The sequence below is a fragment of the Enterococcus infantis genome (assembly GCF_049166715.1).
Taxonomy (GTDB): domain Bacteria; phylum Bacillota; class Bacilli; order Lactobacillales; family Enterococcaceae; genus Enterococcus_C; species Enterococcus_C leclercqii.
Window position 1 is genome coordinate 106,036 of record NZ_JBMHFB010000006.1, and the last position, 16,905, is coordinate 122,940.

At 45.6% G+C, this 16,905-nt stretch carries 16 protein-coding genes; 14 read left to right on the forward strand and 2 right to left on the reverse strand.

The window, feature by feature from the left end; genetic code table 11:
- Positions 1–9: 9 nt before the first annotated feature.
- From ACOMA8_RS08625 to ACOMA8_RS08680, 12 genes are all read left to right on the forward strand, one after another.
- Complete coding sequence (locus ACOMA8_RS08625) at positions 10–723, forward strand: sirohydrochlorin chelatase (RefSeq protein WP_421370067.1); 714 nt, start codon at positions 10–12, stop codon at positions 721–723.
- A complete protein-coding gene (locus ACOMA8_RS08630) occupies positions 708–1,151 on the forward strand; it encodes a precorrin-2 dehydrogenase/sirohydrochlorin ferrochelatase family protein (RefSeq protein WP_421370069.1) in 444 nt (147 codons plus the stop codon). Before ACOMA8_RS08625 ends, ACOMA8_RS08630 begins: the two co-directional genes overlap by 16 nt.
- A gap of 575 nt (positions 1,152–1,726) precedes the next feature.
- Positions 1,727–4,165: a nitrite reductase large subunit NirB gene (gene nirB, locus ACOMA8_RS08635; protein WP_421370071.1), complete on the forward strand. Its 2,439-nt coding sequence runs from the start codon at positions 1,727–1,729 to the stop codon at positions 4,163–4,165.
- Entirely contained in the window at positions 4,165–4,470 is a 306-nt protein-coding gene (locus tag ACOMA8_RS08640; protein ID WP_421370073.1) for a nitrite reductase (NAD(P)H) small subunit, read from the forward strand. The genes nirB and ACOMA8_RS08640 overlap by 1 nt, the downstream gene beginning before the upstream one ends.
- 101 nt (positions 4,471–4,571) lie before the next feature.
- Positions 4,572–5,402, forward strand: coding sequence for a formate/nitrite transporter family protein (locus ACOMA8_RS08645; protein WP_421370075.1), 831 nt, complete (start codon positions 4,572–4,574; stop codon positions 5,400–5,402).
- 405 nt (positions 5,403–5,807) lie between these two features.
- A complete protein-coding gene (locus tag ACOMA8_RS08650) occupies positions 5,808–6,719 on the forward strand; it encodes a uroporphyrinogen-III synthase (protein WP_421370077.1) in 912 nt (303 codons plus the stop codon).
- A 294-nt stretch (positions 6,720–7,013) separates the two neighbouring features.
- A complete protein-coding gene (locus ACOMA8_RS08655) occupies positions 7,014–8,591 on the forward strand; it encodes an ABC transporter substrate-binding protein (RefSeq protein WP_421370079.1) in 1,578 nt (525 codons plus the stop codon).
- 224 nt (positions 8,592–8,815) lie between these two features.
- Positions 8,816–9,775, forward strand: coding sequence for an ABC transporter permease (locus ACOMA8_RS08660; protein ID WP_421370081.1), 960 nt, complete (start codon positions 8,816–8,818; stop codon positions 9,773–9,775).
- Positions 9,772–10,605 (forward strand): ABC transporter permease, encoded by an 834-nt coding sequence (locus ACOMA8_RS08665; RefSeq protein ID WP_421370083.1) that lies wholly within the window; start codon positions 9,772–9,774, stop codon positions 10,603–10,605. Before ACOMA8_RS08660 ends, ACOMA8_RS08665 begins: the two co-directional genes overlap by 4 nt.
- A gap of 2 nt (positions 10,606–10,607) precedes the next feature.
- The gene (locus tag ACOMA8_RS08670; protein WP_161898241.1) at positions 10,608–11,399 is read left to right on the forward strand and encodes an ABC transporter ATP-binding protein; all 792 of its coding nucleotides are present in this window, start codon (positions 10,608–10,610) and stop codon (positions 11,397–11,399) included.
- Entirely contained in the window at positions 11,396–12,283 is an 888-nt protein-coding gene (locus ACOMA8_RS08675; protein WP_421370085.1) for an ATP-binding cassette domain-containing protein, read from the forward strand. The genes ACOMA8_RS08670 and ACOMA8_RS08675 overlap by 4 nt, the downstream gene beginning before the upstream one ends.
- A 146-nt stretch (positions 12,284–12,429) precedes the next feature.
- Positions 12,430–12,831, forward strand: a complete 402-nt coding sequence (locus ACOMA8_RS08680) for an OsmC family protein (RefSeq protein WP_161898239.1) — start codon at positions 12,430–12,432, stop codon at positions 12,829–12,831.
- 177 nt (positions 12,832–13,008) lie between these two features.
- Here ACOMA8_RS08680 and ACOMA8_RS08685 read toward each other — a convergent pair whose 3' ends face one another.
- Positions 13,009–13,293 carry a DUF1905 domain-containing protein gene (locus ACOMA8_RS08685; RefSeq protein WP_161898238.1) on the reverse strand — a complete coding sequence of 95 codons (285 nt, stop codon included), beginning with the start codon at positions 13,291–13,293 and terminating at the stop codon, positions 13,009–13,011.
- An 86-nt stretch (positions 13,294–13,379) separates the two neighbouring features.
- Here ACOMA8_RS08685 and ACOMA8_RS08690 point away from each other — a divergent pair, with 86 nt between their 5' ends.
- The gene (locus tag ACOMA8_RS08690; protein ID WP_421370088.1) at positions 13,380–14,855 is read left to right on the forward strand and encodes an amidase; all 1,476 of its coding nucleotides are present in this window, start codon (positions 13,380–13,382) and stop codon (positions 14,853–14,855) included.
- Between the two features lie 165 nt (positions 14,856–15,020).
- Here ACOMA8_RS08690 and rnhC read toward each other — a convergent pair whose 3' ends face one another.
- Positions 15,021–15,980 carry a ribonuclease HIII gene (gene rnhC / locus ACOMA8_RS08695; RefSeq protein WP_421370090.1) on the reverse strand — a complete coding sequence of 320 codons (960 nt, stop codon included), beginning with the start codon at positions 15,978–15,980 and terminating at the stop codon, positions 15,021–15,023.
- A gap of 388 nt (positions 15,981–16,368) precedes the next feature.
- Between rnhC and zapA the strand changes: the two genes are divergently transcribed.
- Positions 16,369–16,839: a cell division protein ZapA gene (gene zapA / locus ACOMA8_RS08700; RefSeq protein WP_161898235.1), complete on the forward strand. Its 471-nt coding sequence runs from the start codon at positions 16,369–16,371 to the stop codon at positions 16,837–16,839.
- Positions 16,840–16,905: the final 66 nt, after the last annotated feature.

The following is a 16,905-nucleotide window of genomic DNA, read 5'->3' on the forward strand; positions in this document are numbered from 1 at the left end:
GGCAAGACGTTGAAAGGAATTATTTTTGTGCTTCACGGGAGGCGAAATCGCATCGCTCGTGGAAATTTTGCTGCGGTGGAACAACTTGTCTCCCTGCTAGAAAAAGATGGTTTTTTGTGTCGGATTGGTCTCTTGGAAGGTGATCATCAGACGTTGGAAGCGGCATTGACCCAATTGCAGGAATTAGGGGTGACAGAGTATCTATTGGTGCCGGTGCTGTTGTTTGGTGCGACTCATTTTAAGCAGGATTTACCAGAGCGGACCCAAAAAATCTTAGGTGAGGCCAAGGTTCAACTGCTGGCACCTTTGGGCACGACACAAGCGATTTATCAGTCTTTGAAACAGCAATTGATGACAAACTTAGCAGAAAAGCCGGGGACGAGGGGCCTTTTGATTGCTCACGGCACGCCCCATTATCAGGAGCCTGCAGTGCAATTGCAACAGATTGCCGCCAAGATGTCACAAGAAACGGGGTATCAAATCCTTGCTGTAAATTATATCGGCTCCAATGATTACCAAAGCTTTCTTACTGCACATCCAGAGGAACGCTTTGTGATTCAACCTTTCTTTTTGACTCACGGCCATCTCGTGGAAAAGATCAGTCAGTGGATTAAAAAAAATCATTTGCCAATGGATGTGATTTTACCAACTTTGGAAGAAAGTCCAGCGTTAGTTGAAGCATTGAAAGAAAGGCTGGTGGAAGCAGGATGTATCCCGTCTTAATCGAAATCAGCCACTTGCAGGTATTGGTGGTGGGAGGCGGTCGAATTGCCAGCCGAAAATTGACTGAATTAATTGCAGCAGGCAGCCGTCCGGTGGTTGTTGCGCCGAAAGTCAGTGAGAGGATTCGTGAGTGGGCAGATGCAGGGCTGGTAACTCTGAAACAGCGGGACTTCTGTAGCGGCGACACTGAAGCATTCGACATGGTATTTATCGCCACAGATCAGCCAAAAGTGAATGATGCTGTCTTTAGTGAGCTGCGACCAGGACAATTGGTGAACGACACCACAGTGGCTTCTCGAGGGAATTTTATGAATTTAGCCCTAGTGAAAAAAAGAGCGGGGACAGTGGGTATTACGACTTTTGGTACCGATCCCGCCACAGCCAAACACTGGAAAGAAAAAATCAATCGTCTGCTGGCTGACGACTAATTGTTTTTTATGAAGCGAGGGGCTGTGACAATGGTTGAGTCACCCTCCGACGAACCGAACAATACCAAACGTGAGGCCCCAAAAGCCGACAATCTTCCATTAAAATCATTGGAAGATCGTCGGCTTTTCATTGCTAAAAATTTCAAAGGCTGACTAACCTTGATTTCATCAAGCCAAGTCAGTCTAATTCACTTCTCTTGATACGTATGGTTTTGTTCTCTCTTCGGACTAAGACATTAAGAGGCTCACAAATTTCCCTCATCCATACAGTTTTATTAGTTTTGATTAACAGCCGTCGTTTAGCACTTGAACATTACTTATCACATTTTCTTTCCTACGATTAGGGATTTGAGCGAAATGCTCGGAAAGCTCGGAAACGCTGTTATTATCGACAGCGGAAGCATTAAAAGGTTAATTGAGAACGATTCTTGATCAGTAATGCACAATACTAGGGAATCCCCTAATTTTCATTTTTTTCCTTTTCATTTATTGTGAATTTTGTAACAAATGATCTGAGATATTGGATTATTTTTGTCTGATTCGCTGCTTGTAAAATAATCTATGAGGTGAACAAAATGAAAGAACGTTTAGTCGTGATCGGTAACGGGATGGCCGGTGTCCGCACTGTGGAGGAGATCATTGCCCGGGACCCAGATCGTTATGAAATCACTATTATTGGGAAAGAAGAGTATCCAAATTACAATCGGATCATGCTCTCTAATGTGTTGCAAAATAAAATGACGGTGGACGAAATCATCACAAATCCACTGGCATGGTATCGAGAAAATAACGTGACACTGATCAACAACGAGCCAGCCAAAACTCTCGATCACCAAAAGAAAACTGTCACAACAACTGCCGGAAATACACTGTCTTATGACAAATTAATCTTGGCTATGGGCTCAAATCCCTTTATTTTGCCAGTTCCGGGAGCGGATAAAGAAGGTGTCGTAGCCTTCAGAACAATTGATGATACTGCTGAAATGCTGGCGGCAGCCGGAAAGTACCAAAAAGCTGTCGTCATTGGTGGTGGACTTTTAGGTTTGGAAGCTGCTAAAGGCTTGCAAGATCAAGGCATGGATGTCACAGTCGTTCATTTGGCCAAATGGTTGATGGAGACGCAACTGGATGAAACTGCCGGCAAATTGCTGCAGGCAGAACTAGAAGAGCAGGGTCTGAAGTTCTTAATGGAACACGCCACTCATGAAATTCTTGGTGACCAACGTGTGACGGGACTGAAATTTGGTAACGGAAGTGAAATTGAAACGGATTTGGTAGTGATGTCTATCGGAATTCGTCCAGCTGTTGAATTGGTGAAAGAAAGTGGCATTGAAATCAACCGGGGAATCATTGTCAACGACTTTATGGAGACGAGTTTGCCAGATATTTACGGTGTGGGGGAATGTGTCGAGCACAACGGCATCTGTTACGGCCTGGTAGCTCCGTTATTTGAACAAGGCAAGGTGCTGGCAGATCGGTTGACTGATCAAGCGGATATCAAGCCGTACCAAGGATCGACAACCTTCACCTCTTTAAAAGTTTCCGGTGCAGATCTGTATTCAGCGGGAAATATCTTGAATACGGAAGGATTAGATACTATCGAAGCTTTCGATAGCGCTACTCGCAAATACAAAAAGATTTTTTTACAAGACAATAAGATCGTCGGGATTGTGTTATACGGGGATACCGAAGACGGTAGCCGTTATTACAATATGATGAAAAAAGGCGCTACTATCGAGGACCTGCAGTCGATTTCAGTATTGACGGCACATGGGTGTGATGGCGCAGCTGGCGGCGATGTACTGGAATGGGAAGACGACGAAACAGTCTGTGGTTGCAACGGCGTTTCCAAAGGCGATATTTTACGAGCAATCCGGGAAAAAGGCCTCACCAGTGTAGCGGAAGTTGGCAAAGTGACGAAAGCAGGTACTTCTTGTGGAAAATGTAAAGGGGACATTCAAGTCCTGTTGGAAGCGGAACTGGGAGATGCGGTGACAGCAGCTACCGGAATTTGCGGTTGTACGGATTTGAACCGCGATCAGGTGATGACTCAGATCTACGCCAAACATTTGACTAGTACAAAAGCAGTATTTGAAGCTTTGGCTTGGCGCAATCCAGAAGGGTGTTCGAAATGTCGGCCGGCAGTCAACTTTTATTTGAACGTGGCGTGGCCAGCCGAACACGAAGATGAACGGACTTCACGAGTGGCCAACGAACGCATGCATGCCAATATCCAAAAAGACGGAACCTTCTCTGTAGTTCCACGGATGCGAGGGGGGCAAACCAATCCTCAGCAGCTGATCCAAATTGCCAAAGTCGCTGAAAAATACAATGTTCCGTTGCTGAAAGTGACTGGTTCACAGCGAATCGGCTTGTATGGTGTCAAAAAAGCAGATTTACCGGCAATCTGGGAAGAATTGGATATGGTAGCGGCACAGGCTTATGGAAAAGTGTTCCGCTCGGTGAAAACCTGTGTCGGCAAGAGTTTTTGTCGTTTTGGGACCCAAGATACGATGGGGCTCGGTGTGAAATTGGAAGAAACCTTTGAATACATTGATACGCCTCATAAATTTAAAGTGGGTGTGTCTGGTTGTCCCCGCAGCTGTGTTGAATCAGCGGTTAAAGACTTTGGGATTATTGGAGTAGAAAATGGCTTCCAAATTTATATCGGCGGCAACGGCGGGACCGAACTGGTGGAAGCACAACTGTTGACGACAGCTGAAACAGAAGCAGAAGTTATCGAACTTTGCGGTGCAATGTTGCAATATTACCGTGAAACAGGGATCTATGGGGAACGAACAGCGCCGTGGGTAGAGCGGATGGGCTTTGAAAACGTCAAAACTGTCTTATTAGATGCTGACAAGCGCAAAGAGCTTTGGGAAGCCTTGAATTTTGCTTCAGAAGCTAAAGGGCGCAAAGATCCTTGGGGACAAATCGTTAAAAGTCCGGATCTGCGAGAAAAAATGTACACATTGGACCATCGGGAAGTCGTTTTGGCAGGAGGTGTCAACTGATGAAAGTATTGGCCACACAAGTTTCAAAACTGATGCCGCTGGTGGGACGTTCAGTTACTGTTAACGGGGAAAAAATCGCCATTTATCAAATTTCCGATGGGCGAATTTTTGCCTTGGAGGATTATTGTCCATTGACTGGCGCACCCATTTTAGAAGGCCTCGTTGCGGGGGAATATGTTTTTGATCCGATGCGGGATTACAAGATTTCTCTTTTAGACGGCAAGATCCAAGAGCCGGATGAAGGTCAGCTAAAAACGTATCCGCTCACAGTAGAGGGCAATAATATCTATTTAGAGATCGCCTAAATCAAATTAGAAGGCAATTGCCATAAGTCGTGGCCTGCCTTCTAAGGCTACATACAAACGGTTTTTAAAGAACCAAATTCAAAAGAAAATGAGGAAATGTTATGAGTTTATCACCGAAAGAATTAGTGGATGAAGCAATTAAACGAGGCAAGGCGAAAGCCGAGTACAGCACGTTGACTACGGCAGTTTTAGGGATTATGGCAGGGGTATTTATCGGTCTGGCAGGAGTGGCAATGATCCGTACGATGGGTTCAATGCCGGCAGAATGGGGCACTTTTGTGAATCTGCTGGGAGCATTAATTTTTCCTTTTGGTTTGATCTGCCTTCTCTTAGTAGGCGGGGAATTGGTTACCGGAAACATGCTGACGGTGACGATGGCCCTCTATGGGAAAGTGATTACTTTCCAGCAGTGGCTGCGCAATATGTTTTTGGTTACCGTCTTCAATTTTGTCGGTGCCGCCGGTGTCGCTGTTTTCTTTGGTTACTTTTCCAACACACTGCAAGGTGCTTTTGTGGAGCGAACAATTGCTGTTGCTATGGGACGGGTTGCTGATGCGCCATTGCAAGCCTTCCTCTCAGGAATAGCTTGTAATATATTGGTGTGTACAGGGGTATATATGAACATGGCTTCAAAAGATTTTATCGGTAAAATCTTTGGAACATTGTTGCCGATTACTGGCTTTGTGATTGCTGGTTATCAGCACGTAGTAGCCAATATGTTTTTGATTATGGCGGGCATTTTAGCCGGTGGTGTAACTTGGTCGCAATTTGCTTCTAACCTGCTCTTTGTCTGGCTGGGCAATCTGGTGGGCGGTGGCGCAATTTTGGCAGGCAGCTACTTCTTAGCTTTCAAAGTTGGAATGAAACAAACGACAACGACTTCTAACGCCGTTAAAAAAGGCCCAGTCGAAGGGATTTTAGAAAACGAATAATCCAGGTCGTATCCAAGATGATGACAATCGTCTTGCCACCGGTTTTCGAAACGAATCCCCCAAGTGAGTGACAAGCAAAAGACGAGTAGCTTTTGGTTTTTTACCAGAAGTTACTCGTCTTTTCGTTGTGAAACAGTTTGAATGTTGACCAGCCTTAATTTTTATTAAGCCCAGTCAGTGTCATTCACTTTTTTAGACGTAAGGGGCTGTTCATTTTGCAGATTCAGTTGCAACATTATCGACCACTTTTTTTCACTGCCAGTTGCCATGTTGAATAGCTTGAAAGATTCACTAGTTACCATTAAAAAATGAGTGCTGTTAAAAGTATAGAAAGACTTAAAAAGCGCTATACAAGTCAACTGAGATTGCGTACAATAAAAAAGATTTGAGACAGGAGAATGAAGGATGCCCCCATATTCACAAAAAAATCAGCCCGGCAGTCGCAGCGCGCGACATGAAGCTCTAGCCAAGAGACCAGAGCTTGTAAAAGAGCCTAAAGTCTCGGCTATCAGTCGCCAAGTAGCCCGTTATATTGCCACACAGGGTACGGATCTGGCAGGTTACATGACAGCATTGAAGGAGCGAAGTAAAAGGATCTGGGAAAATAGTCAAAAACAGCGAGGACAGGGTCTGGTTTTATTAACACGAGGCAAAGGACTGAATCAAGAAGACCGTGGTTTTTTTGAAGGTGCGGGCTTTCGGACGGTGAACGTTTCTTTGACTGGCATTGAACCAATAACTTTTTCAAAAGAAATGGTAGCAGCGATTCGTCATGCACAATGGCTAGTTTTTACCAGTCAAGCACCAGTGGCTCCTGTGTTGCAACAGGCGACTTCTGGAGTCAAGATTGCCGTCATCGGTGAAAAGACCGGAGCTGCTGTGGCTGCTGCAGGTTTTACCGTGGATCTGATCAGTCCCCAAGAAACCAAGCAGGCATTGGTGGAGGAGCTGAAGCGTCGGTTACCTTTGGGGACGCAAGTAGTGTATCCCAAATCTCAGCTGGCAGATACTTCTTTGGAAGAAAACTTGGCAGAGCAGTTGCGGGTGACTAGTTTTACAGGGTATCGCAACATTCTTCCAGAAAACAGTCAAAAGCGGATTTTAGAACTGTTGACAAAAAAGCGATTGACGGCAGTTTATTTGACTAGTCCATCAGCTTGGCGCCGTTTTCGAGAAATTTATGAAACGTTACCGACTGCTTCTGACGAAAAGCTGCAGTTGATTGCCATTGGGAAAACGACCTTAGCAGCGATTCAAAAAGATGGTTACCAAGCCCTGTTGAAGCAAGAGTGGCTGGCGTTGACTAAAGGTGAGTAAGAAAAAAACGTGCTCAAATCAGCTCTGCCTGAATAGATAACTCATTCAAAGGTCGCTCTTCAATTATTGGAAGGGCGACCTTTTTAGCGTTGTATCTATACTTAGGAGAAGCAGTAGTTGCAGATGAAAAAACATCCATAAGAAAAACCTATGACCAGCTATCAAAAATACCGATTTTTCATTTGTTGAAATTCCCCGTATACTTGCTGATAACTTGGCAACTTGGATTGAAAATTGGTTTTTACCTTTTTATTCTAAGCTTGTTGAAATTAGCAGCTTTCAGGAGGAAACGATATGAAAAAGCGAAATCAATTACTGGGGTTACTGGGTACTACCGCTCTTTTGTTGGCAGCTTGCGGTGGACAAAAAGCTGCTACTGACGAATCAGTTGATAAAAAAAGTCAAACAGGAGCTGCTGATACTTTTACGTATGCAATCAGTGGAGATCCCACTTCTTTAAATCCCATCAACACGAGCGATCGTTGGGGACTGACCGTTACTAACATGATCTATTCACCACTAGTACGGGTCGAAGGTGACGGGACATTGAAAAATGAATTGGCCCAAGATGTGAAGACTTCTGAAGACGGTTTAACGGTAACTGTCGATTTGAAACCAGATATCAAATGGTCCGACGGTCAACCTTTAACTGCAGATGATGTCGTCTTTACCTATGAACAAAAGGTTAAAAAAGAAAACGGCAATGCCGACAGTCTCTGGGTGGCAGACAAACCAATCACTGTAGAGAAAGTCGATGACGACACTGTAGATTTCAAACTGCCTTCTGTCAGCGGTGCGGCTGTTAATAACATTGCAACAGAAACTTATATCATTCCAAAACACATCTTTGAAAAAGAAGCGGATTTTTCTGTCAATGAATTGTCGGCAAAACCGGTGGGAACCGGCCCTTACAAGCTGACTGAATACAAACGAGGGGAATACTTGCGTTTTGAAGCCAACGACAGCTATTATGGCGGCAAACCGCAAATCAAAAATGTTACTCTGCGGATTATCGCTTCAGCGGATACCACCAAAGTTGCCCTGCAAAAAGGTGAAGTGGATGCTAGCTTCGTATTGCCAAGTGACATTGCCGATTTGGATGCTAAAACCATCACTACGTATCCCTACAGTGAAAATCGAATCGGTTATCTGGGCTTGAATACACAAACGGACAATTTGAAAGACGTCAAAGTTCGACAAGCAGTGCTTTATGCGCTGGATAAAGCTGAGCTGGATAAAGCGGCCTATCTTGATTCGCAATACTATGAAGAACCAGTTTCCATATTGCCGCCAGCCAATCCGTTTGCAACTAAAGATGTCGAAGCTTATCAAACGGATACTAATAAAGCGGCAGCCCTTTTAAAAGAAGCCGGTGTTTCAGGCTTGAAACTGACTTTGGGCTTCAGCTCATCTGATCCCGCTCAGACCATTCAAGCCACACTAATTCAACAACAGTTGCAAAAAGCCGGAATCACGGTGGACTTGCAAGGTGGTGACGGGACGGCAATCTTTGCTGAACTGAAAAAAGCGGGCAGCACTAAATATGATCTCTTTTTGGGAGGTTATATTATGGGAAATGATCCTGATCTGTACAGTGCCCTCTTCAAATCTGGTGGCTCGGCGAACTATTTCCAATATGCCAGTGCAACGACCGACGAACTTTTTGAAAAAGGTGCTGCAGAATTAGATGAAACAAAGCGTAAAGAAATCTACAATCAACTACAAGAGCAAATCGCAGAGGATGCAGTGATTTATCCGATTGTTGACAATAAAAAGATTCTTGCAGTCAATAACCGGATCACAGATGTAGAAAAAGCCGGCTTGATCCCAATCTATACCTTTGAAGACTTGTCAAAACTTGCCATCAAATAAGTGTTGAAGGTCAAAAAAAGAACAGTTGCAGCTTGCGGCGGCGACTGTTCTTTTCGATTTTTTGCAAGTGGTGTTTCACACCAAAGTCAGAACCGCAGCCAGATAAGCAAACTTCTCTGTCGCTGTCTAAGTTCTAAGCTGATGAAACCCTTTTTGCTAAAAACGACTGCCGTTTTTCATAGTACCGGCTGATACGAAAAATTTATTCGGAGAGGATGTTTGCTTTGTCTCGTTTTATTTTTAAACGTCTGCTTCAAGCGATTCCGATGCTTTTGATTATTTCCTTCATTGTATTTTCGCTGATCCAGGCGGCGCCTTATGATGTCATCGATTCTTTGACCACGCCGAACATGAGTCAGGCCCAAATTGATCTGTTGCGACAAAAAAATGGGTTAGATCAGCCATTTTTGATTCAGTATTTTTTGTGGCTGAAAAATATCTTGCATGGTGATTTTGGCCATTCTTTGGTATCGCAAACCAGTATCGCTCAAGAGTTGGCGGTGCGGATACCCAATACCATCAAGCTGGTCGTACCGGCTTATTTGACAGCCTTGTTGTTGGCCTTTCTTTTGGGACTGGCTGCAGCGGCACACAAAGATCGCTGGCCAGACCGACTGATTAATGGGATTGCCTCATTTGGAATTGCTGTACCGACGTTTTGGTTTGCCATGATTTTGATTTATCTCTTGGGGTATCGGCTGAATGTGTTTCCGATTATCGGTATGCACACGGTGGGGCAAGAAGGCTCTTTTGCGGATTTTCTGGCGCATTTTTTCATGCCTTACCTGACGTTGACGGTGGCTTTTTTCCCAGAGTTGACGCGCTATATCCGATCATCAGCACTGCAGCAGGTGGCAGAAGACTATGTCACGGTTCAAAAAGCTTTTAAAGCAACTCGCTGGCAGATTTTCAAACGCCACATTAGTCGCAACGTCTTGGTTCCGGTAGTCACACAGTTGGGGATGGCATTGCCGATGCTAGTGACTGGTGCGATTATTACCGAAAGTATCTTCGGCTGGCCGGGAGTTGGCCCTTATCTTATGAACAGCACCAAAAGTTTGGATTATCCGGTCATTATGGCATTGATGTTGTTGTCAGCGACCTTGGTAATTTTGGGGAATCTGCTGTCTGATATTTTGTATTCTTTGGTGGATCCCCGCATCAGAAAAGGAGGACAGTCATGACCCGACGATTTCAAAAAAGCCGGCAGGCGCTGTTTTCCTCGCCGGTCTATCTCTTTAGTTTTTTCTTTCTGACGTTGTTGATCTTATTGTCATTGGCAGCACCCTTGATTCCCATCGATCCAAACGCTACCGATGTCAGCCAGATGTCACAAGCCCCCAGCTGGCAGCACTTATTCGGAACGGATGAAGTAGGAAGAGATTACTTTATCCGCGTGTTGTACGGTGGGCGGATATCCCTTTTGGTGGGTGTCTTGGCGATGCTGACAGCAACAACGATTGGGACAGTAGTTGGTCTAGCTGCCGGCTATTTCGGTGGCTGGCTGGACAATCTTTTGATGCGCTTAGTGGATATTTTATCTTCAATCCCTTGGCTGGTTTTAGTCATTGTTTTGAGTGTCTTTTTGAAACCGGGATTGTCGACGATTATCATCGTGATTGGTGGTTTTTCCTGGATGAGTATTGCCCGCTTGATTCGCGGCGAGACGTTGGCGGTTAAGGAGCGGGAATACGTGTTATACAGTCAATTTGTCGGGGTGACTACTCCCAAGATTATCCGTCGTCATATTTTGCCGGCGGTTTTGCCTACATTAACTGTGGCGGCTTCAAACAGTATATCCAGTGCTATCATGACTGAATCGGCACTGAGCTTTTTGGGGATGGGCATCCAACAACCGCTGGCATCATGGGGCAGTTTATTGCAAAATGCCCAAAACAGTTTGCAACGAGCACCATATATGGCGATTTTGCCAGGACTGTTTGTGGCACTAACTGTTTATTCATTCAATAATCTCGGGGATTATCTTAAATCTCTGTTGCAACGGGAGGGCTGAAAATGACTGAACTGATTGAGGTTCGTCACCTAAAAGTGCGACATGTACCGAAGAAAGCAGCGGCCAAAGAATTGGTCAAAGGCATTGATTTAAGTATTACTAAAGGCCGAATTATCGGTATTATCGGTGAATCCGGTAGTGGAAAAAGTATGGCGATGAAGGCTTTGATGGGGTTGTTACCAGAAGGAGTCCAAGCTGAAAGCCAAAGCTATCTTTTTGACGGACAAGCAGTGAAAGATGCGGCAGACTTGCCCATCAGTATGATTTTTCAAGATCCTATGACTTCGTTAGATCCGGTACGCACAGTGGGCTATCATCTGCGAGAGGTGATTTTTCGACAACAAAAATTGTCAAAGGCTGCATGCGACCAATTGGCTATTCAACAATTAGAAAAAGTTGGAATTCCGCAACCGGAGCAACGATTGAAACAATATCCTCATGAGCTATCCGGTGGCATGCGGCAGCGGGTCATGATTGCGATGGCTTTGTTGACAAATGCCCAGGTATTGATTGCCGATGAGCCGACAACGGCACTGGATGTAACTGTGCAGGCCCAGATTTTGGCGCTGATTCAGCAATTACAAGAAGAAACGGAACTGACGGTGATTTTAGTTTCCCATGATTTCGGAGTTGTCGCTGGCATGTGTGACGAGGTGCATGTGATGTTAGAAGGACAATTTGTAGAATCTGGCAGTGGCGAAGATATTTTTTATCGTCCACAACATCCATATACGAAGAAATTATTGCAAGCCGCAGCTTTTGTTGAAGAAGATCAAGGAGGGGCATCTCTGTGAAAAAAGAATTGATTCGTGTAGAGGGGGCCTCCAAGATTTTTCGCTCCCGTAACTGGCGTGGCCAAAATCTCACCGTTGAAGCGGTGAAAGAAGTCGATATGGTAGTATATGAAGGAGAAACAGTTGGACTTGTCGGAGAATCCGGAAGTGGCAAGACTACTTTAGGCCGTAGTATTTTGGGCTTAGAAGCGTTGACTGCCGGAGACGTTTTCTTTGAAGGCACTTCTTTAGACAGCCTCGAAAAAAGTGAACGCAAACGTCGTTATCAGCAGATGCAAATCATTTTTCAAGACCCATATTCTGCATTGAATCCGCGCATGACGGCATTGGAATTGGTGCAAGAACCATTGTTGAACGTCCCTCGCAAGACTGCCCAGGACAAGGCAGTGGCCATGCTTTCGTTAGTGGGTATTACAGGAGAAGATGTTCATAAATTGCCGCGGGCGTTTAGCGGCGGGCAACGGCAGCGCATTGGGATTGCTCGGGCCTTAATCAATGAGCCGCGATTTGTCTTGTGCGATGAACCAACTTCCGCACTGGACGTGTCGATTCAGGCCCAGATATTGAAACTCTTGGCGGAGCTGCAACAAAAAATTGGGGTGACGTATCTGTTTATTTCTCATGATTTGAATGTGATTCGCCACATCAGTGATCGGATTTTTGTGATGTACCAAGGGCAAGTCGTCGAGGCTGGCCCAGCAGCTGCCATTTTCAATGACCCGCAGCACGCCTATACGAAACGATTACTGGCAGCAGCCCCGATTCCGGATCCCCAAAAGGCGCGAAAAGCTTTAAAACAATGGCGAGGCATCAATGGCAAAGCAGAAATCGTGGTGGGCAATCAGTTAGTACCCTATGCCAATGAGCATTTCGTTCGGATTTGATTGTTGGACTTGCAATTTTTTGTGGTTGGTTTAGCATGGGAGAAAAGCGCGAGCTAAGCTGAGACCGGTTAGAATGTTGACAAAGAGTTGTCGGAGTTGTTAGGGCAACTTTGAGATAACTAAAAACTTATGAGGAGTGGATTTTTATGAGTAATGGACAAAATGAATTGCAGCTAATCAGTGGGGAGCACGGCTTTGAACTGCCCCGAGAAGGCAGCGAAAACTGGGTGTTGCGAAAGGAATTTGGCTATTCACCAGTCCAAAGTTTAGTAGCAGCGGTGGGGGCTTGTGGCGGATACGTCTATCAGGAAGTCCTGGAAAATTCCAAGATTCCGGCTGTTTTTCATAAAGTGGAACTGCGCTATGAGCGAAATCCAGACAAGAAAGCGGAACCTTTGAAACGCATCGAAGTAACCTTCTTTGTGACTGTGGCAGAGGAATTAAAAGGCCGGGCGGAGCGGAGTGTACGCTTGGTATCTCAACACTGCCCGGTTATCCAATCTTTGGACCCAGCGATTGAAGTTGTGGAAAAAGTCGAATTTATTTGATTGGTGACTAGCTGTAAAACTTGAAGGTGTCGGTGAAACAGTTTGTGAAAGTAGCGATCCTTATCGCGATACGAAGCAGTAAAAAAGAGCGGGAATCTCCAGCGATATCGTCATCGTCGGTGTTTCCCACTCTTTTTTAGGTTAGTGGTTCAATAAGCTGCAATGTGGGCACTAAGCTTATGTTCGTTCAACGACCGTCACTTGTAGAAAATCACCAATCGTTTTACCCAGCTGTTGCCGGATATCTTTGCGGACTCCTAGAATATAGCAGATTTGGTCTTTGTTTTTGACACCCATATTGACGATGCTGCCCTCATAGGGAATGCCGTCAAACTCGGCATGCACTTTCACTCGACCTTTGCCAAATTCTTCACGGATATTATAGGGGAAGATTACGTAGGCTCCCCCTTTACCGACTTCTGAGGGAAGAATTTCAGCTGTAAAGTGGTATGTTTTATTCATAGGGATCATCTGCTTTCTAAATCGTCTTTTCTCATAGTATAATCGTTTCAAACACCGGAGCAACTTTCCGAATCGGAGGCACAAATATGCAAGATGCAACTTATTGGGCCGAAGCCCTCAGAAAAAAAACGATTAGCTTTGGCGAACTGGTAGCTCAAATCAAGGAAAAGGTCGAAAAAGAGAATCCAGCCCTAAATGCCTTGGTGGCCATCGACTATCAAGCAGCACAGGCAGAATATGAAAAACGCGCCGCGACTGAAAATTTGTCCGACAGCCTTTTTGCCGGATTACCGGTACCCTTGAAGATTCTCGGCCAAGCAAAAAAAGGCTGGCAAGATAGTGGTGGTTCCCGCTTGTTTGCTGACGCGGTCTCTTCAGAAAGCAATCATTTTGTGAAACAGATGGAGAGTTTGGGTATTGTTCCTATGGGTCAGACCAATGCGCCGGAGTTTGGCTTTAAAAATATCACAGATCCTGAACTTTTTGGTCCCACTCGCAATCCATGGGATCAGGCTCGCTATCCTGGTGGCTCTAGTGGTGGGGCAGCAGCGGCAGTCGCCAGTGGCATGTTTCCGCTGGCCGGGTCTAGTGATGGAGGCGGCTCCATTCGTATTCCTGCTTCTTTTAGCGGATTGATTGGTTTGAAGCCTACGCGAGGAACGATGCCGGTGGGACCGGATGGCTGGCGAGGCTGGCAAGGTGCGTCGATCAATTTTGCTCTTACTGTTTCCATGCGAGATACAGCGGCCTTTTTCTACGGGATGAGAGGCACCGAAAATGCGGCGCCTTACCAAGCGCCGCGCAATGAATGGCAGCACGATCAGAACCAAAAATTACAGTTACAGCGCCCCTTGAAAATTGCTTTTACGACAGTTTCTCCGGTAGGCAGCGCAGTCTCTGCTGAGGCCGTTGCAGCTGTTCATCAAGCGGTCAGCTTTTTGACAGCAACAGGACACCAAGTGACGGAAATCAAGTATCCTTTAGATGGTGATCGGATTATTCGCAGTTATTATCAGATGAACGGGGCCGAGACGGCGGCGATGTTTGATAATATTCAAGCTGGTTTGCAGCGACCAGTGTCTAAAAACGAGGTAGAATTGATGACATGGGGGATTTGGCAGTATGGCCGCAAGTTACCGGCTGCCGGGTATGTGAACTCTTTGGCTGTCTGGGATCAAGCAGCAGCTGAGATGAGTCGCCTTCATGAAACCTATGACCTGTTTTTGACCCCCACCACCGCACAAGTGGCTCCTCGCTTGGATCAAGAGCTGGTCAGTCAAAAAATAGTTGAAGAGCTGGCCGTGATGGATCAGAAAACGACTGAAGCAGGAGCAGAGCTGATTTATCGTATGTTTGAAAAAAGTCTGGCCCTCTCTCCATTTACACAGCTGGCAAATCTGACGGGACAGCCGGCAATCAGCCTACCGACGCATGTGACAAAAGCAGGACTGCCACTGGGAATCCAATTTATGGCTCAAAAAGGGCGGGAAGACCTATTGTTGGCAATCGGTCGTAGTTTTGAAGCAGCGGGCTTGTTCCGACTACCGACTGCATGGCAATAGGTGGCATTAGCTGTTAGCTTTTGACGTCTAAGAGTAATTGAAAAAAGCAAGGCGGCCGCAGAGAAAATTAATCGATGCGGTTTGCCTTACTTTTTTGTGTAGCTATTTATGTGAGATATGGGCAGTTCTTGTGATCCTTAAGCTATCAACTGATTACTGGAAATATTACTTTCCAGCGATTTTCAATGCCTTTTGGGTATTGGCAAAGTGGAGCTTAGCATAGTTGCCTAATAGCTCCAAGCCACCTTTTTGAATGAGGCGGGCAGCCACTTGATCGGATTTCGCACCGGCTCCTGAAGGGAGAGTCAGCCCTGCTTCGGCAGATTCCTTCTCCAGTTCTTCTAAGAAACTCGCCCGGCATAAAATAGAGGCCGCTGCTACAGCAAGGTGATATTGCTCTCCTTTTGTTACGAAATACATGGGTTCAGTCACTTTGTGAGACTCATCTTTCAGATAGTTGCGGTAATTCGCGGGACTGGTGAATTGATCCACCAAGATACCGTCGGGTTCTTCCGGAGCGATTTCTTGTAAAAGCAAATACAAGGCTTGATTATGCAAGACGGCTTTCATATGAACAGCATTGTAACGAGGCTGAACGGCATTGTATTTTTCTGGTGTAACGACTAGTTTACGATAAGGCACCAACTCCATGATTGCCGGAGCCATTTGCCGAATCTGAACATCCGTCAGCATTTTTGAATCCTTGACTCCTAGTTTTTGCAAAGCGGGTAATTTTTCTTTTGCCGCATAGACGGCACAAACCACCAGGGGGCCAAAGTAGCTGCCGTTGCCGACTTCATCAGAGCCCGCCACACTCCAGCCGGCAAAGCCGGCGGGAAGTTTAGCTGTGTCGACAGCAGCAGATTTTCCCTTAGATGTGGTTGTTTTTTTTATTGACTTAGAGTTGGAGGCTGTCGGGGAAACTGACTGCCAGCGCCCGGCTTCTTTTTCGGCACCGCCGCCTTGGAACATCACTTTTCCAGAGCTGTAAGCGGTGATAGTGACGGCGCCGACTTTGGCAGTAAAGGCGGCATAGGGATTTTTATTTGGTATTAGCTGCGGCTGATAGTGCTTTTTCATGGCCTGCAGCTGGGCAGTATCTGGTTTCAAAACGACTTGTGTCATAGCTCTCATCCATTCTGTAAATTGTCGAGGATAAGTGTAACATAATTGCTCAGTTTTTTGCCGATGATGACTAAAAACTGTAAGAAATCGTTGTGGCTTATATTTAGACGTGGAAATTCACCGTCGTTTAACATATAATGTATAGGTGTTTTCGTGTGCCGTGAAGAGCGACTTCGGGATTGTGGCAGAAGATTCGTGGGCATAGAAAAAAACGGCTGCCTTAGCTTCTATTTTTTCAGCAAGTCTGAAAAGCAGCCAATTAGGCTTCAAGGCGTAAGTACTGGCGACCCTTGGGGAAACGGCAGTAAGCAGACGAAATTGCGGATGCGGCAGAAGCAAGTGTTCTGCGGCGCCTTTTTGTACATCATTACAGGAGGAATCAGTGGGCATGCCTGCAGAAAAGAAACGTTACAAAGCAGTGATCGCCAATCAAACCTATACCATCATCGGTCATGAAACGGCCGCCCATATGGATATGGTGATCAAACTGGTAAATGACCAGTTAAAAGAAATCAAAAGTCTTTCACCCGCCATTGATAACGAACAGGCCGCCATTCTTTTGGCAGTCAATGCAATCAGTGATCAATTGAAGCGGCAAGAAGAGTTGTTAAAGCTGCAAAAGAAAAATCGGGAACTGCGAACACAGGCGTTGAAAGCGACAGAATTGGAAAATCGCATCAAACGCATTGAAGCAATCGAAGCTGAAGCCAAGCAGGTATTGGAACAGTCTGGTCGCAGCGATATTGTAATTCACAATCATGTGGAAGCACAGCAAATTCTAAATCAACATCGTAAACAAGAAATTCGTGGCAAAGTGCCACAGGAAAAACAGGAGACTGGCGGACCGCAAACTAAGTGAGCGGAAAGCGGCTATTTTCTGGGTAAAGCTACCACGGGTAGCGGTAGCGTCTGCCGCCACCTTCAA

Excerpts from the sequence above, each read along its gene's own strand:
- zapA (WP_161898235.1), top strand. The coding sequence starts at position 16,369 with ATGCCTGCAGAAAAGAAACGTTACAAAGCAGTGATCGCCAATCAAACC.
- ACOMA8_RS08670 (WP_161898241.1), top strand. The coding sequence starts at position 10,608 with ATGACTGAACTGATTGAGGTTCGTCACCTAAAAGTGCGACATGTACCG.
- nirB (WP_421370071.1), top strand. The coding sequence starts at position 1,727 with ATGAAAGAACGTTTAGTCGTGATCGGTAACGGGATGGCCGGTGTCCGC.
- ACOMA8_RS08650 (WP_421370077.1), top strand. The coding sequence starts at position 5,808 with ATGCCCCCATATTCACAAAAAAATCAGCCCGGCAGTCGCAGCGCGCGA.
- rnhC (WP_421370090.1), bottom strand. The coding sequence starts at position 15,980 with ATGACACAAGTCGTTTTGAAACCAGATACTGCCCAGCTGCAGGCCATG.
- ACOMA8_RS08630 (WP_421370069.1), top strand. The coding sequence starts at position 708 with ATGTATCCCGTCTTAATCGAAATCAGCCACTTGCAGGTATTGGTGGTG.
- ACOMA8_RS08690 (WP_421370088.1), top strand. The coding sequence starts at position 13,380 with ATGCAAGATGCAACTTATTGGGCCGAAGCCCTCAGAAAAAAAACGATT.
- ACOMA8_RS08665 (WP_421370083.1), top strand. The coding sequence starts at position 9,772 with ATGACCCGACGATTTCAAAAAAGCCGGCAGGCGCTGTTTTCCTCGCCG.
- ACOMA8_RS08685 (WP_161898238.1), bottom strand. The coding sequence starts at position 13,293 with ATGAATAAAACATACCACTTTACAGCTGAAATTCTTCCCTCAGAAGTC.
- ACOMA8_RS08640 (WP_421370073.1), top strand. The coding sequence starts at position 4,165 with ATGAAAGTATTGGCCACACAAGTTTCAAAACTGATGCCGCTGGTGGGA.
- ACOMA8_RS08655 (WP_421370079.1), top strand. The coding sequence starts at position 7,014 with ATGAAAAAGCGAAATCAATTACTGGGGTTACTGGGTACTACCGCTCTT.
- ACOMA8_RS08645 (WP_421370075.1), top strand. The coding sequence starts at position 4,572 with ATGAGTTTATCACCGAAAGAATTAGTGGATGAAGCAATTAAACGAGGC.
- ACOMA8_RS08680 (WP_161898239.1), top strand. The coding sequence starts at position 12,430 with ATGAGTAATGGACAAAATGAATTGCAGCTAATCAGTGGGGAGCACGGC.